The sequence below is a fragment of the Paraburkholderia sp. AV2 genome (genome assembly GCF_054968425.1).
In genome coordinates this window covers 1-13508 of the sequence record NZ_JBANLK010000088.1, presented here as the reverse complement: position 1 = coordinate 13508, position 13508 = coordinate 1, and the positions used below count along the sequence as shown (strand labels likewise).

Annotated in this window: 12 protein-coding genes and 1 pseudogene; 5 read left to right on the top strand and 8 right to left on the bottom strand. The window is 66.2% G+C overall.

The features are described 5' to 3' along the window. Nucleotides 1–287 (top strand): hypothetical protein (locus V8683_RS30745; protein ID WP_462880726.1); only part of this gene is annotated, 287 nt, incomplete at its 5' end. Nucleotides 288–320: 33 nt separating this feature from the next. Here the strand turns inward: V8683_RS30745 and V8683_RS30740 are convergent. From V8683_RS30740 to V8683_RS30715, 6 genes and pseudogenes are all read right to left on the bottom strand, one after another. Next, on the bottom strand, nt 321–1109 hold the full coding sequence (locus V8683_RS30740; RefSeq protein ID WP_411193413.1) for a helix-turn-helix domain-containing protein: 789 nt from the start codon (nt 1107–1109) through the stop codon (nt 321–323). A 13-nt stretch (nt 1110–1122) separates the two neighbouring features. Next, nucleotides 1123–1530: a response regulator gene (locus V8683_RS30735; protein WP_411193412.1), complete on the bottom strand. Its 408-nt coding sequence runs from the start codon at nt 1528–1530 to the stop codon at nt 1123–1125. 140 nt (nt 1531–1670) lie between these two features. After that, entirely contained in the window at nt 1671–2318 is a 648-nt protein-coding gene (locus tag V8683_RS30730; RefSeq protein ID WP_411193411.1) for a response regulator, read from the bottom strand. Further along, nucleotides 2315–3703 (bottom strand): annotated as a pseudogene (locus tag V8683_RS30725) (PAS domain-containing sensor histidine kinase); the annotation flags it as partial. The pseudogene V8683_RS30725 and the gene V8683_RS30730, both read right to left, overlap by 4 nt. Before the next feature lie 239 nt (nt 3704–3942). Beyond that, nucleotides 3943–5367: an MBL fold metallo-hydrolase RNA specificity domain-containing protein gene (locus tag V8683_RS30720; protein WP_411193582.1), complete on the bottom strand. Its 1425-nt coding sequence runs from the start codon at nt 5365–5367 to the stop codon at nt 3943–3945. A 21-nt stretch (nt 5368–5388) separates the two neighbouring features. Continuing rightward, nucleotides 5389–6414, bottom strand: coding sequence for an Acg family FMN-binding oxidoreductase (locus tag V8683_RS30715; RefSeq protein ID WP_411193410.1), 1026 nt, complete (start codon nt 6412–6414; stop codon nt 5389–5391). Between the two features lie 269 nt (nt 6415–6683). On the opposite strand from V8683_RS30715, the gene V8683_RS30710 reads away from it, so the two are divergent. From V8683_RS30710 to V8683_RS30700, 3 genes are all read left to right on the top strand, one after another. Beyond that, nucleotides 6684–7430 carry a beta-ketoacyl-ACP reductase gene (locus V8683_RS30710; RefSeq protein ID WP_411193409.1) on the top strand — a complete coding sequence of 249 codons (747 nt, stop codon included), beginning with the start codon at nt 6684–6686 and terminating at the stop codon, nt 7428–7430. A 94-nt stretch (nt 7431–7524) separates the two neighbouring features. Then, nucleotides 7525–9342 carry a PHA/PHB synthase family protein gene (locus V8683_RS30705; protein ID WP_411193408.1) on the top strand — a complete coding sequence of 606 codons (1818 nt, stop codon included), beginning with the start codon at nt 7525–7527 and terminating at the stop codon, nt 9340–9342. Between the two features lie 145 nt (nt 9343–9487). Continuing rightward, entirely contained in the window at nt 9488–10525 is a 1038-nt protein-coding gene (locus V8683_RS30700; RefSeq protein ID WP_411193407.1) for a zinc-dependent alcohol dehydrogenase family protein, read from the top strand. A gap of 98 nt (nt 10526–10623) precedes the next feature. Here V8683_RS30700 and V8683_RS30695 read toward each other — a convergent pair whose 3' ends face one another. Beyond that, a complete protein-coding gene (locus V8683_RS30695) occupies nt 10624–11133 on the bottom strand; it encodes a GAF domain-containing protein (protein ID WP_411193406.1) in 510 nt (169 codons plus the stop codon). Nucleotides 11134–11241: 108 nt separating this feature from the next. Beyond that, the gene (gene bla, locus V8683_RS30690; protein ID WP_411193405.1) at nt 11242–12117 is read right to left on the bottom strand and encodes a class A beta-lactamase; all 876 of its coding nucleotides are present in this window, start codon (nt 12115–12117) and stop codon (nt 11242–11244) included. 221 nt (nt 12118–12338) lie between these two features. Here bla and V8683_RS30685 point away from each other — a divergent pair, with 221 nt between their 5' ends. Further along, on the top strand, nt 12339–13418 hold the full coding sequence (locus V8683_RS30685; RefSeq protein ID WP_411193404.1) for a tartrate dehydrogenase: 1080 nt from the start codon (nt 12339–12341) through the stop codon (nt 13416–13418). Nucleotides 13419–13508: the final 90 nt, after the last annotated feature.

Here is a 13508-nt window from a genome sequence, read left to right as displayed (position 1 = left end):
CTGATCTGCTGGAACACTCTTCAGCGAACTCAACAGCCTTTATGAAACCGTCTCTAAGAGGTACAGTCGACTCAGGCAAATGGATCGTCGAGGCGGTCACGTCGCCCGCGGCACAAGGCGGGTTTACCTGCCAGATCAGTATCACGCAGAGTGCGCCCGAGCCGGAGTTCGGCCACGTTTTTGCTCATTACCGGGCATTCGAAACCGAGGAGGCTGCGGTGCTGGATGGTTTGCGCGCGGGCATGATGTGGATCGAGCTGAAGAACGGCCATGTCTTCGGGGTGTAGGACGGGGCGGCGATCCAGCGGGTCGCTCCCGCCTCACACGCGCGCAAGGCCCTCGGCATCGACGATGCGAATCTGCTTGCCGCTCGGCTCGACGAGCCCTTCCCGGTGAAAGCGCGAGAACATGCGGCTCACGGTTTCGAGCTTCATGCCGAGAAAGCATCCAATCTCTTCGCGGCTCATTTTCAGGTTGAACTGCGTGCCGGAGTAGCCGCGCCTTCTGAAGCGGGCGGCGAGATCGAGCAGGAAGGAGGCGAGTCGCTGTTCCGCGGTCATCGTGCCGAGCAGCAGCATGAGGCTCGATTCGCGCACGATCTCGCCGCTCATCAACTGGTAGAGATGGCGTTGCATGCGGTGGCTTTCGCGGCACAGCGATTCGAACTGGCCGAACGGAATGATGCAGACGGTGCTGTCCTCGAGCGCGATCGCTTCGCAACTGTGCGTGCCGGAGCATACGCCGTCGAGCCCGAGCGGTTCGCCGGGGATCTGGAAACCGGTGACCTGTTCGCGGCCGTCGCGATGCATGACGATGGTCTTGAACGAGCCCGTGCGCACGGCATAGAGGCTCTGGAACGCGTCGTGCGTCCGGAACAGCGCTTCGCCGCGGCGTACGCTGCGGGTCGTGTGGACGACGGTATCGAGTTGCTGGAGTTCGGTGGACGTGAGATCCGGCGGCATGCAGACCGCGCGCAACGAACAGGTGGAGCAGCGCGAGACGGGTTGGCGCGCCGCGGCCTCGCGAGCCACGGGGTTCAGGGGCACCACGGGCCGGTATCCCGGTGACGTCGCGGGCAGGGGGAAATCGCAGGCGGCTTCGGCATACATGGTCATCTCCAGTTCAGCGCGCGGTATTCGCGCGCTGCTTCACAAGCGCTTCGAGGGTATGGCAGGCGGCGTCGAATTCGGACGTCTTGTCGAAGAAGAAGTCGGCGCCGGCACGTTGGCAGGCCACCCGGAACGGCGCGCTGGCGTGGTTCGTCAGCACGACCGTGACGACCGATGGCTGCTCGCGCGAAAGCTGGGCGACGAGCTCGATGCCGTTGCTCGCAATCAGTCTCAGATCGACGACCGCGACGTCCGCACCGCTCGATGCGATTTTGGCCAGGGCGGTGGCCGTATCTTCGGCCTCGCCCACCACGATCACGTCCGGAATGGCCGAGAATGCCTCGGCGATTCTTCGACGTACCGGCACCGCATCCTCGACGAGGAAAACGTTCAGTTTCGGGTGAATGCGTTGGACTTCCATGCAGCCAGTATCGGCGGCGCCATCTCAAAAATAAATCGGCGACGGTGGAAAGTGGCGTACGTAGAATGGAAGTCGTGTAGGGCGATTCCTACAATCGTGCGACGCCGCGCCGCGCCGCGCCGCAGCGCGGTTTCTGCGGCTCAGGGTTCGTCCTGATCGTCGAGCAGCTTGTGGCGCAGGGCGTAACGCACGAGCGCGGCCTCGTGCGGCATCTGCATTTTTTCGAGGATGCGGACCTTGTAGGTGCTCACGGTCTTGGCGCTCACGCAAAGCGTTTGCGCGATTTCCGTGATGGTCTCTCCGGAGGCGATACGCCGGAAGACCTCGAATTCGCGATCGGAGAGGCGCTGGTGCGGGAGCGCGTCGGCAGGTTCGTTCAGGCTCTGCGCGAAGCGCTCCGCCATCGCCATGCTCACGTAGACCCCTCCGGAGGCCACTTTCGTCACGGCGCTCACGAGTTCCGCGCTGGCGCTTTCCTTCGTGAGGTAGCCCGAGGCGCCCGCCTTGAACGCGCGCACCGCATATTGATGTTCGGCGTGCATGGTCAGCACGAGGATCCGCAACCCGGGCTGCTCGTCCTTGATCTGCTTGATGAGTTCCACGCCGCTGCGCCCCGGCATCGACAGATCGAGCACCAGAACCCTGGCGTCGCACTCGCGCACGAGCGCGAGCGTGGTGGCGCCGTCGCAGCTTTCTCCCACGACTTCGAAATCGCGGGCGCTTTCGAGGATGCGGCGCAGCCCGTCACGCACGAGCGTATGGTCGTCGGCGATGATCACTTTGATCATGAAGCGTTCTCTTCGGATTGGAGGGCGTCGAGTTCGAACGTGAAGCAGATGGCAAAGCCTTCCCCCGGCGCGGTATCGATCTCGACAGTGCCGTTGAGCATGTGCGCGCGCTCGCGAATGCCCAGCAGTCCGAACGACTTGTCGTGGCGGGTGCGATGCGGCGCGCTGCCGGGATCGCCGTGCGTGCCGCGGCCGTTGTCGACGATGCGCAAGGCGCAGTGCTGCCCCTCGACTTCGAGTGTCAGGACCACGAGGCTGGCTTCCGCATGGCGGGCAACGTTCGTGAGCGCTTCCTGGACAATGCGAAAGAGGGTGGAGGCCGCGGCGTTCGAAAACACCGTGTGGCCGGTGTGGAGGTGTTGCTGGACGGCGATGCCGTAGCGGCTCGTGAAGTCGTTCGCGAGCCACTCGATTGCCGGGACGAGTCCGAGATCGTCGAGCATGACGGGCCGCAGGTCGGCTGCGATGCGCCGCACTGCCCGGACGGTCGAATCGATCAGCTTGCTCATGCCCGCGATACGCGCCGCGACGTCGGGGTCGAGGGTGTCGCCGAGCCGGTGCTCCAGCGCGGAGAGGTCGATCTTGAGCGCGGTGAGCTGCTGGCCGAGATCGTCGTGAAGCTCGCGTGCGATGCGGGTTTTTTCGGCCTCGCGCACGTTCTGCAGATTGGCGGAGAGTTCGCGCAGTTCTTCGCGCGAGCGCTTGAGGGAGTTTTCCGCCCGCAACCGCTCGGTGATGTCGCGCAGCATGACCGTGTAGAGCTTGCCGGAGACGTCGCGGATCTGCGAAATCGACGCCTCGATGGGAAACTCCTCGCCGTTGGCGCGCAGGCCGTGGAGAACGCGCTGCTGGTGGCCCATCGAGCGCTCGGTGACGCCGGTGGCGCCGAACTGCTCGACGTGCCGCTCGTGGGCCGTCCGAAACCGCTCGGGAATGAAGCGCGAAAGCGGCGAGCCGATCGCTTCCATGGCGGAGAGGCCGAATACGAATTCGGCGGCGGGATTGAAGATGACGATCCGCTGGTTCTCGTCCACGGTGATGATGGCCTCCATCGAGGAGCGGATGATGCCCATCATGCGCGCTTCGTTCTGGCGCGCGCTGCCCTCGGCGGGGGCCGGGGCGGGGGTGGCGCGCGCGCGGGCGAGGCGAAACGCGATCAGCGCGCAAACGGCGGCAATGACGGCGACCGCGAGGAGGATGACGGCCGCGCAGGCGACCGCGCCCATGAGCAGCGGGCTGCCGTTGGCGCTCGTGTCGAGCGCGAGCGTCGTGCCGCCAAACGCGCATGCGTTGACGAACGCCAGCGCCGCCGCTACGGCGGGCTGGCGGATCCGGCCGGCGAGTCGCCGCGCCGCGCCGCGCGCGGCGCGCGGATCGGCGCCCGACCTCAGGTCATGGCGCAGGGCGAAACGCTTGCACGGGACGGGAGCGTAAGCCATTCGCGTGAAGTAGGGGTTGCAGTGGAAGGAACCCGACGTTCGATTCCACGTGGGCCAGTTATCGCAATTTTACGTGGCGCGCGAACGGGCGCGGCGAAAAACCTGCTCGTCGCCCGGCGGCGCAAACGCTCCCGGCCGCCGCGGAAGCGCCGCACGGGCCAGGCGGCGATCCGGCAAACCGCCGTTCAGGCGGGCAGATTCGGCGTGCCTGTGGGTTCGCCCGGCGGGCATGAACGATCGCGATCGGGCTCTTCGGGAAGGTCGACCGTCTCCCCATATCCCGGCACGCTGCAATTCCAGTGCAGCGTTTCGGTAATGCGCCGGCGCAGCGCATCGGCCGCAGCGGGTTCGCCATGCGTCACGAACGTGCGGATGGGCGGGCATGCCATGCCGGCCAGCCAGCGCAGCGTCTCCCGATAGTCGGCATGGGCGGAAAGCGACGAGATCGAGGACACCTCGGCGCGCACGCGGACGTAATCGCCATGCAGCTTGATCGCCGGAGCGTGCGCCTCGAGAGCCGCGCCGCGCGTGCCGGGCGCCTGGTAGCCGACAAGGGCGATCGTATTGCGCGGGTCGGAGGCGTACAGGCTCAGGTGATGCAGCACACGCCCGCCCGTGGCCATGCCGCTGCCTGCGATGATGACCATCGGTCCGTCGCGCGACGCGATGGCCTTCGAATCGTCGATGGTCCGGGTCATGAATGCCGCGTGGTCGATGATGTGCAACTGCGAGACCGTCAGCCGGTGGTCGCGCATGTGGCGGCGGTAAAGGTCGGTGACGCTGATCGCCATCGGACTGTCGAGAAAGACCGGGACGTTGGCCATGCGCCCTGTCTCTTTGAGGCGGGCAATGTAGTAGAGCACTTCCTGCGCACGTCCCACGGCGAAGCAGGGCATCACGACGACACCGCCGCGCGCGAACGTGCGCGCGAACATCTCGGCCAGTTCGTCCTCCGGATGGAGCGTGGCGTGCAGCCGGTCGCCATAGGTCGACTCGACCACGAGATAGTCGGCATGCGCCGGCGGCGCGGGCGCGCGCATGAGCGGGTCCTCGGGGCGGCCGAGGTCGCCGGAGAACGCGACTATCGTATGCCCGCAGCACACCACGACGCTTGCCGCGCCGAGGATGTGCCCGGCGGGCAGCAGCCGGAAAGTCAGGCGTTCGTCGAGTGAGACCGGTACGTCGAAGTCGCGCGGACCGATGAGCCGCAGCGCCGCTTCGGCGTCTTCGAGCGTGTAGAGCGGTAGGGCGGGATGGTGCTTCGAGTAGCCGTGGCGGTTTGCAAAGGCGGCGTCTTCTTCCTGCAGGCGGGCGCTGTCGCGCAGCATCACCGCGCACAGGTCGGCCGTGCCCGGCGTGCAATAGACCGGCCCGCGATAGCCATTGCGCGCCAGTACCGGCAGGTAGCCGCAATGATCGATGTGCGCGTGCGTGAGAATGACCGCATCGAGCGTATCGGCGGGAAAGGGCAGGGGATCCCAGTTGCGCTGGCGCAGGTTTTTCGTGCCCTGGAACAGTCCGCAGTCGATCAGCACGCGCTTGCCTTGTGCTTCCAGCAGGTAGTGCGAACCGGTGACCGTTTGTGCCGCGCCCAGGAAGGTCAGCTTCATCATGCTCTCCTCGCGATGTGCCTACGATACGACCTGGCCGAGGGGGCGGCGCGGCGTCGCCGCGTCCGGCATCCCGTATCCGATGCGCAGGAGGAGCTGCGGATAGCAGGTGTCCGGCAGGTCGAATAGCGCGCCAATCCGTGCGCGCAGCGCCTCCACCTCGATGGGCTGGTTCAGGTAAGAGGCACAGAGTCCGTGCAGGGTCGCCACCAGCAATACCCGTTCGAGCGCCTGGCCTGCGGCGAGCCAGGCTTGCGCATCGTCGACGCCGGTGGCGAGGCAAAGCAGCAGCGGCGAGCCCGCCGCAAGTTCGCGATGCGTGGCGGCTACGCCGCCGCCCAGGTCGAACGTCCGGATCGCGGACGCCATCAGCGGCCTCGCAAAGTCGAGAAGGTCGCCGAGTCCGGCTGCGTAGTCCGGCATGCCGTCGTCGGTGTGGTGCGGATGGATCCATTTCGCAAGCTCGCGCCTGAACCGCGAGTCGGCGAACTGCTGGCGGTCGGCAACGGCCACGAGATCGGCAATCGCATTGCGCGGCTCCATTGCGCTCGCGCACGCTACTTCGACCTGTTCGGCGCGCGCGGCTTCCATCAGATGCCGCTCGACGGCGATTTCGACGGGCTCCGGGGAGAACGGGCGGCGTGTGGTGACTCGCTCGGGTATCGCATTCACGAGGGGAGCCAGTTCCGCCCCGGTGACACGGTTTCGCAGCAGACGCACTTCGGCGAGCAGATCGGGGTCGGCGCTCGACGGGAAGAGCGTGATCGCATAGCCGATGCCGAGGCTCGCGAGCGCCACGCGCAGATTGAAGAGCGCTGCGCCGCAACTGATGATGAGTTCGCGGTCGTAGGGGTCGACCACCGGCAAGGCGCGCAACCGGTCCGCGCACAGCATCACGCAATTCTCGCCGAGTACGAAACGCCACGGCTGGCTGTTGTGGCTCGATGGCGCGAGCGTTGCGTGGCGCAGCGCGAAGCGCACGGCGAACTCGTCGATTTGCGTGGCTGTGCCGTCTGTGGCGGCGGGCGCGATCGGGTTGTCGAGCATGGCCTGGTTTCCTTTTTCGGTTCCGGGATGCGATTGCTCTCCCCCTGTGCGGGAGCCGGCGCAACGAGCAGGGTGTGCGGCTCAGTCTAGGCGCCGAGGCTTGATCGCAATTGATATGGGTCAATCAGGCACGGTCGCCTTCGCCGCGCTTCCGACCGATTCGGAATTGATGCATGTCAATCGTGCGCAGAGCCCGCTCCCTATAGTTGAGCAAGATTTCGATCGCGCCGATTCGCGGCCGGTCGCCAACTTGCGAGGGAGGGACTGCCATGCGCAGCGAACGCATTGCTTTTGTGAGCGGAGGGATGGGAGGTCTGGGCGGCGCGATCAGCCGGAGACTGCACGATGCGGGCTTGACCGTCGCCGTTTCGCATTCGGAGCGCAACGACCACGTGGTGACCTGGCTGCAGCGCGAACGCGAGGCGGGCCGGACGTTCCATGCCTTTGTGCTCGACGTGGCCAGCTACGACTCCTGCGAAGCGTGTGCGAAACGGGTATTGGCGGAATTCGGCGCGGTCGACGTCTTGATCAACAACGCCGGCATCACGCGCGACGCGAGCTTCCTCAAGCTCACGAAGCGCGAATGGGACGACGTACTGCGCACGAATCTCGACAGCGTGTTCAATCTCACGAAGCCGTTCTTGCCCGGCATGGTGGAGCGTCGCTTCGGCCGCATCGTCAACATCGGCTCGGTCAACGGTTCGCGAGGTGCATTCGGGCAGGCGAATTACGCGGCGGCGAAGGCCGGCATGCACGGCTTCACGATGTCGCTCTCGCTGGAGGTCGCGAAGCACGGTGTCACGGTCAATACCGTCTCGCCCGGCTATCTCGCCACCGCGATGGTGGAGGCCGTGCCGCACGACATCCTGGAGACGCGCATTCTTCCGCAGATCCCGGTGGGCCGGCTGGGCCGTCCCGAGGAGGTGGCGTCGTTGATCGCCTACCTGTGCTCGGACGATGGCGCGTTCGTGACGGGCGCCAACCTGGCCGTCAACGGCGGCATGCACATGAGTTGAAGCACGAGGGTACGGCGATGCAGGTGACGTGCGCGAAGGGTGCGCTTGCGGGGCGTCTCGCGAGCCTCGGCGAGAATCGAAAAGGGAGAGAACGATGAATGCTGCCGTGCGCGATGCCGAACCCTGGATTGCGGCATCGAACCTTTCTGGCACGCCTGCGAGCGCCGCCGAGGGCGCCCCGCCCGCCACCGTGCTGGCCGACGAGTGGAACCGCACGGCCCAGGCGACCATCGCCGCCATGACGTTCGGGCTCTCGCCGATCTCGCTCGCGCTGGCCGCGATCGACTGGGGAGCGCATCTCGCGATTGCGCCGGGCAAATGCTTCGATCTCGCCGCGCACGCGTGGTTCGCGGCGGCCCGGTTTCCGGTCGCGGCGCCCGGTGCGAACGACGGCGAGGGTGACAGCGGCGTGGCGGTGCATGCGGGCGAAGCCGATCCGCGCTTTGCCGCCCCCGCGTGGTCGAACTGGCCCTTCCAGATGTATCGCGACGGCTTTCTCGGCGTCCAGCGCTGGTGGCGCGAAGCCACGCGCGGCGTGCCGGGCGTGGAGCGGCACCACGAGCAACTGGTGGGCTTCGCGGCGCGCCAGTGGCTCGATGCGTGTTCGCCCGGAAACTTCATCGCCACCAATCCGGTGGTGCTCGACGCGACGATCCGTTCGGGCGGCGCGAACCTCAAGGCGGGCGCGCGCAACTGGTTCGAAGATGCGGTTGCGCTGGCCGCGAGCCGGTCCGGCGTCCATGCGCGCGGAACGCAAACCCAGGGGCCGGGGCAGGGCGTCGCGCTCACCCCGGGGCGGGTGGTATGGCGCAACGAATTGTGCGAACTGCTCCAGTACGACCCGCTGATGCCCGACGTCGCGCGCGAGCCGATCCTGATCGTGCCGTCGTGGATCATGAAGTACTACATCCTGGACCTGCAGCCGCACGATTCGCTGATCCGCTTTCTCGTCGAATCGGGTTTCACGGTGTTTGCGATTTCGTGGTGCAACCCCGGCGCGCAAGCGCGCGATCTCGGTCTCCACGACTATCTGCGCGACGGCTTTTTCGCGACGCTCGAAGCGGTTCGCTCACGCTGCGGCGAGGCGGTGCACGCGGTGGGATATTGCCTTGGGGGAACGCTGCTCGCGATCGGCGCGGCGGCGCTGGCGCGCGACGGGCGACACGACAGGCGGCACGACAGGCTGCGCTCGATCACGCTGCTGGCCGCGTTGACCGACTTCAGCGAGCCCGGCGAACTCGGCCTCTTCATCGATGCGAGCGAGCTGGCGGAGCTCGACGCGCTGATGTGGCGCCAGGGCTATCTGGACGGCTTGCAGATGTCGGCCGCGTTCCAGTTGCTCAATGCCCGCGATCTGATCTGGTCGCGCATGATGAGCGAATATTTGCTCGGACTGCGAACGAAACGCAATGATCTGATGGCGTGGAATGCGGATACGACGCGCATGCCATACCGCATGCACACCGAGTACCTGACCCGTCTCTTTCTCGATAACGATCTCGCGGCGGGCCGCTACTGCGTCGACGGCCGTCCGGTCGCGCTCTCGGATATCGAGGCGCCGATGTTTGTCGTCGGGACCGAACGCGATCACGTGTCGCCGTGGCGTTCGGTCTACAAGCTGCATCTGCTCACGCACAACGCGCTGACTTTCGTGCTGACGGCGGGCGGCCATAACGCCGGGATCGTGTCCGAGCCCGGCCATGCGCACCGCTACTATCGATGCGCGACGCGCGAGCCCGGCGGGGCATACCGCAGCCGGCACGAGTTCGTGACGGGCACGCCGGCGTCCGATGGTTCCTGGTGGCTTTGCTGGCGCGACTGGCTGCGGGCGCGTTCGACGGGCGAGGTGCCGGCGCGCACGCCGGACGCGGGCTTCGGCGCCGCGCCTGGCGAGTACGTGCTCGAAACGTGAATCGGCCCGCTGCGATGCCGGATCTGCGCGGCGCTTCGCGCCGAGCGGCAAGTTGATCGAAGTCAATCGGGCCTGCCGGCCGCGGCGCATGATGGAAACGGCCGGCGCGCCCGCCAGCCTATTTCCGAATGCCGATGGAGGGAACATGAAAGCACTGGTTTACAACGGTCCGGGCCGCTTCGCGGTCGAAACGCGCCCGATGCCGGAATTGCAGGGACCCGGCGACGCAATCGTCAAGATGTCGAAAACGACGATCTGCGGCACGGATTTGCATATCCTCAAGGGCGACGTGCCGAGCTGCGAGCCGGGGCGCATCCTCGGCCACGAGGGCGTCGGGGTCGTCCACGAAGCCGGCAGCGGCGTGTCGGGGTTCAAGGCCGGCGATCACGTGCTGGTGTCGTGCATCTCGAGCTGCGGCCAATGCGAATACTGCCGGCGCGGCATGTACTCGCACTGCAAGACGGGCGGCTGGATTCTCGGCAACCGCATCGACGGCACCCAGGCCGAGTACGTCCGCATTCCGCACGCGCAAACGAGCCTGTACCGGATTCCTGCCGGCCTCGACGAGGCGGCGCTCGTGATGCTCTCGGACATCCTGCCGACCGGCTTCGAGTGCGGCGTGCTCAACGGCAAGGTCGAGCCCGGCAGCACGGTCGCCATCGTCGGCTCGGGCCCGATCGGACTGGCGGCGCTTTTGACGGCGCAGTTCTATTCGCCCGCGCAGATCATCATGATCGATAGGGACGCCAACCGTCTGGAATGCGCGACGCGCTTCGGCGCCACCTCGTGCGTCGATACGCGCACGACCGGCGCGGTCGAAGCGGTGATGAAGCTCACGGACGGCGTTGGCGTGGACTGCGCGATCGAAGCGGTTGGCGTGCCCGCCACCTTCGAACTGTGCCAGCAGCTCGTGGCCCCGGGCGGCACGATCGCCAATATCGGCGTGCATGGCGAGAAGGCCTCGATCTTCCTCGACAAGCTGTGGGACCGCAACGTGTCGATCACGACGCGCCTCGTCGATACGGTCAGCACGCCCATGCTGCTCAAGACGGTGTGCGCCGGGCGGATCGATCCGAACCGGCTGATCACGCATCGGTTTGCGTTCGCCGACGTGCTCAAGGCGTATGAGACGTTCTCGCACGCGGCCAGCACGCATGCGCTGAAGGTCATCATCGAAATGTGACGCGGGCCGGGGCCGGTTTAAGGGGACCCCGGTCAATCCGGATCGAAGGACAGCCGGTCCCCCGGGCGATCCAGGGCGCAGACGCGTTCCGTCGCCGTTCAGGCGTTGCGTGCCGCCGGTTTCCAGCCGAATTCCACGAAGGCCCGGCAAAGCGCTTCCATGCCTTTCGCGTCTTCGTCGTCGAAGCGGGCGAGGTGCGGGCTGTCCACGTCCCAGACGCCGATCAGCGTGCCGTCGGGAGCGACAAGCGGTACGACGACTTCGGACTGCGAGGCGGAATCGCAGGCAATGTGGCCCGGAAACGCGTGGACGTCGCGGACCACCTGGGTTTCGCGGGATTGCGCGGCCGTGCCGCAGACCCCCTTGCCGAGCGGAATGCGCACGCAGGCGGGCTTGCCCTGGAACGGGCCGACGACGAGCTCGCGGCCGTCGAAGAAATAGAAGCCGGCCCAGTTGAGGCCTTCGAGCGAGTTGAACACGAGCGACGAGAAGTTCGCCGCGTTGGCGACGAGATCGGGTTCACCTTCGATCAGCGCGCGCGCCTGAGCGGCCAGCGTGGCGTAGAGGGAGGATTTTTCGGCAGGGAGCGTGTCGGAAAGCGAAAACATGTGCAGCACCGGGTTGGGATGAGGCTCGCGCCGCGCGCGAGTTAAGGCCGTTAGTTTACGGGAGTTTGGCCGCTTTTGCCGGGGGGCTCATGCGTCGCCTTTTGCGCATCACGCCGTTGCCGTGGCCCACTGCACGAACACGCTGCCGGCTTCGCGCAGCACGGCCTCGCGACGGTCCATGGCGAGGCCCGGCGCGTCGTAATACGCCGCGACGAGCAACGGGGCGCGCCCCGGCGGCCGGACGATCGCGTAATCGTTCGTTTCCCTTTCGAGACTGGTTCCCGGCCGGTCTCCCGCAAGCCAGTCCGCGGGCAAGGCGGCGCGCAGCCGGTTGAGCCCGGGCTTGCACGCGATCATCCAGTCTTCCAGTTGCCGGCGCGATTGAAGGCTCAGTGCGTTACCCAGCAGCAGGCTGCGCGCGGATTGCGCGATGGCCCGGGGCGTCGTGGTATCGAGCAGGCCGCGGGACTGGTTCGAGTCGGGCTCGTAGCGATCGGAGCGGGTGACCGTGTCGCCGATGCTGCGCGCGAACCGCGTCAATGCCGCCGGGCCGCCCGCGCTGCGCATCAGCAGAATGGCCGCTGTGTTGTCGCTCACTTCGACGGCCGCTTGGCACAGCGCGCCGACGGTCATCGCGCCTTCGCCAACGTGTGCCTGGGTCACCGGTGACGTGAAGATGAGGTCCTGCCCGGTGTAACGCACGAGACGCGCCAGGCTGTCCTGCCCGGCGTCCACGCGCGCGAGTATCAGCGCGGCCAGCAGCCCCTTGAACGTGCTGCACATCAGGAAGCGTTCGTCGGCGCGATGAGCGAGCGTTCGTCCCGACGCGGTGTCGACCGCAAACACGCCCAGCCGGCCGCCGTGGCGACGTTCGATGGCGGCGAGCGGAGATTCGGCGGCGAACACGGAAGGGCTCATGCTGCCGATGCCGAACAGCACAGGGAGTCCGACGAGCAGTTTCCGGCGGGTTGCAGAAAGGGGCACGATGTCCATTCCATTGACGGGTGCCGCCATTCTAGCGGCCTTCCGGCTGACGAATAGCGGGTTCAGCTTGCCGCTGACTGCTCCGCCAACGGCCCGATTATTCACGTTTCGTGTTGAATGGCTCCACGCCGGGACGGCTTTTCCCCATCGTGTTTTCAGGCATGCTCTTGGACATGACGTGCGGATCAATGCCGATCCGGGCGAGCCAAGGAGAACGAGACATGAGCAAAACGTACAGGATCGCCGCCATTCCGGGCGACGGGATCGGCCAGGAAGTGATGCCCGAGGGCGTGCGCGTCGTGCAGGCCGCTGCGGCGAAGTTCGGCCTTTCGGTGGAATTCACGCAATTCGACTGGGCGAGCTGCGACTACTACCTCGAACACGGCAAGATGATGCCCGACGACTGGTTCGCGACGCTCTCGCGGTTCGATGCGATCTACTTCGGCGCGGTGGGCTGGCCCGACAAGGTGCCCGACCATATCTCGCTGTGGGGCTCGCTGCTCAAGTTCCGCCGCGACTTCGACCAGTACGTGAATCTGCGCCCGGTGCGTCTCTTGCCCGGCGTGCCGTGTCCGCTTGCGAACCGCAAGCCTGGTGACATCGACTTTCTCGTCGTGCGCGAGAACACCGAGGGCGAATACAGCTCGGTGGGCGGCAAGATGTTCGAGGGCACGGAGCGCGAGTTCGTCCTGCAGGAGTCGGTATTCACGCGTCACGGCGTGGATCGCATCCTGAAGTACGCGTTCGAGGTGGCGAACAAGCGCTCGCGCAAGAAGCTCACGGCGGCGACCAAGTCGAACGGCATCGCCATCAGCATGCCGTACTGGGACGAACGCGTGGCCGCGATGGGCGGGCAGTACCCCGAGGTGAAGTGGGACAAACAGCACATCGACATTCTCTCGGCGCGCTTCGTGCTGCAGCCCGACCGCTTCGACGTGGTGGTGGCTTCGAACCTGTTCGGCGACATCCTCTCCGATCTCGGTCCGGCTTGCACGGGCACCATCGGCCTGGCGGCTTCGGCGAACCTGAATCCGGAGCGCAAGTTTCCGTCGCTGTTCGAGCCCGTGCACGGCTCGGCGCCGGACATCTTCGGCAAGCAGATCGCCAATCCCATCGCGATGATCTGGTCGGGGGCGATGATGCTCGAGTTCCTCGGCAATGGCGATGCGCAGTATCAGGCGGCGCATGACGCGATTATGCGTGCTATCGAGAAGGTGCTTGTGGAAGGGCCGCGTACGCCTGATATGGGTGGGGTGGCTAGTACTACCGCTGTGGGTGAGGCTGTTGTGGCTGCGATTTGAGGTTGATTCGTAGTTCTTGCTGTTTTGGTGTTTCTTTGTGTTCGTGGTGGTATGCCAGGGTTGCCCCTGTGCGGGGCGGCACCTACTTTC

What these genes read in the sequence shown, in the direction of transcription:
- V8683_RS30710 (WP_411193409.1), top strand. Translation starts at nt 6,684, where the DNA reads ATGCGCAGCGAACGCATTGCTTTTGTGAGCGGAGGGATGGGAGGTCTG.
- V8683_RS30735 (WP_411193412.1), bottom strand. Translation starts at nt 1,530, where the DNA reads ATGGAAGTCCAACGCATTCACCCGAAACTGAACGTTTTCCTCGTCGAG.
- V8683_RS30730 (WP_411193411.1), bottom strand. Translation starts at nt 2,318, where the DNA reads ATGATCAAAGTGATCATCGCCGACGACCATACGCTCGTGCGTGACGGG.
- V8683_RS30700 (WP_411193407.1), top strand. Translation starts at nt 9,488, where the DNA reads ATGAAAGCACTGGTTTACAACGGTCCGGGCCGCTTCGCGGTCGAAACG.
- V8683_RS30740 (WP_411193413.1), bottom strand. Translation starts at nt 1,109, where the DNA reads ATGTATGCCGAAGCCGCCTGCGATTTCCCCCTGCCCGCGACGTCACCG.
- V8683_RS30720 (WP_411193582.1), bottom strand. Translation starts at nt 5,367, where the DNA reads ATGAAGCTGACCTTCCTGGGCGCGGCACAAACGGTCACCGGTTCGCAC.
- V8683_RS30715 (WP_411193410.1), bottom strand. Translation starts at nt 6,414, where the DNA reads ATGCTCGACAACCCGATCGCGCCCGCCGCCACAGACGGCACAGCCACG.
- V8683_RS30695 (WP_411193406.1), bottom strand. Translation starts at nt 11,133, where the DNA reads ATGTTTTCGCTTTCCGACACGCTCCCTGCCGAAAAATCCTCCCTCTAC.
- V8683_RS30685 (WP_411193404.1), top strand. Translation starts at nt 12,339, where the DNA reads ATGAGCAAAACGTACAGGATCGCCGCCATTCCGGGCGACGGGATCGGC.
- V8683_RS30705 (WP_411193408.1), top strand. Translation starts at nt 7,525, where the DNA reads ATGAATGCTGCCGTGCGCGATGCCGAACCCTGGATTGCGGCATCGAAC.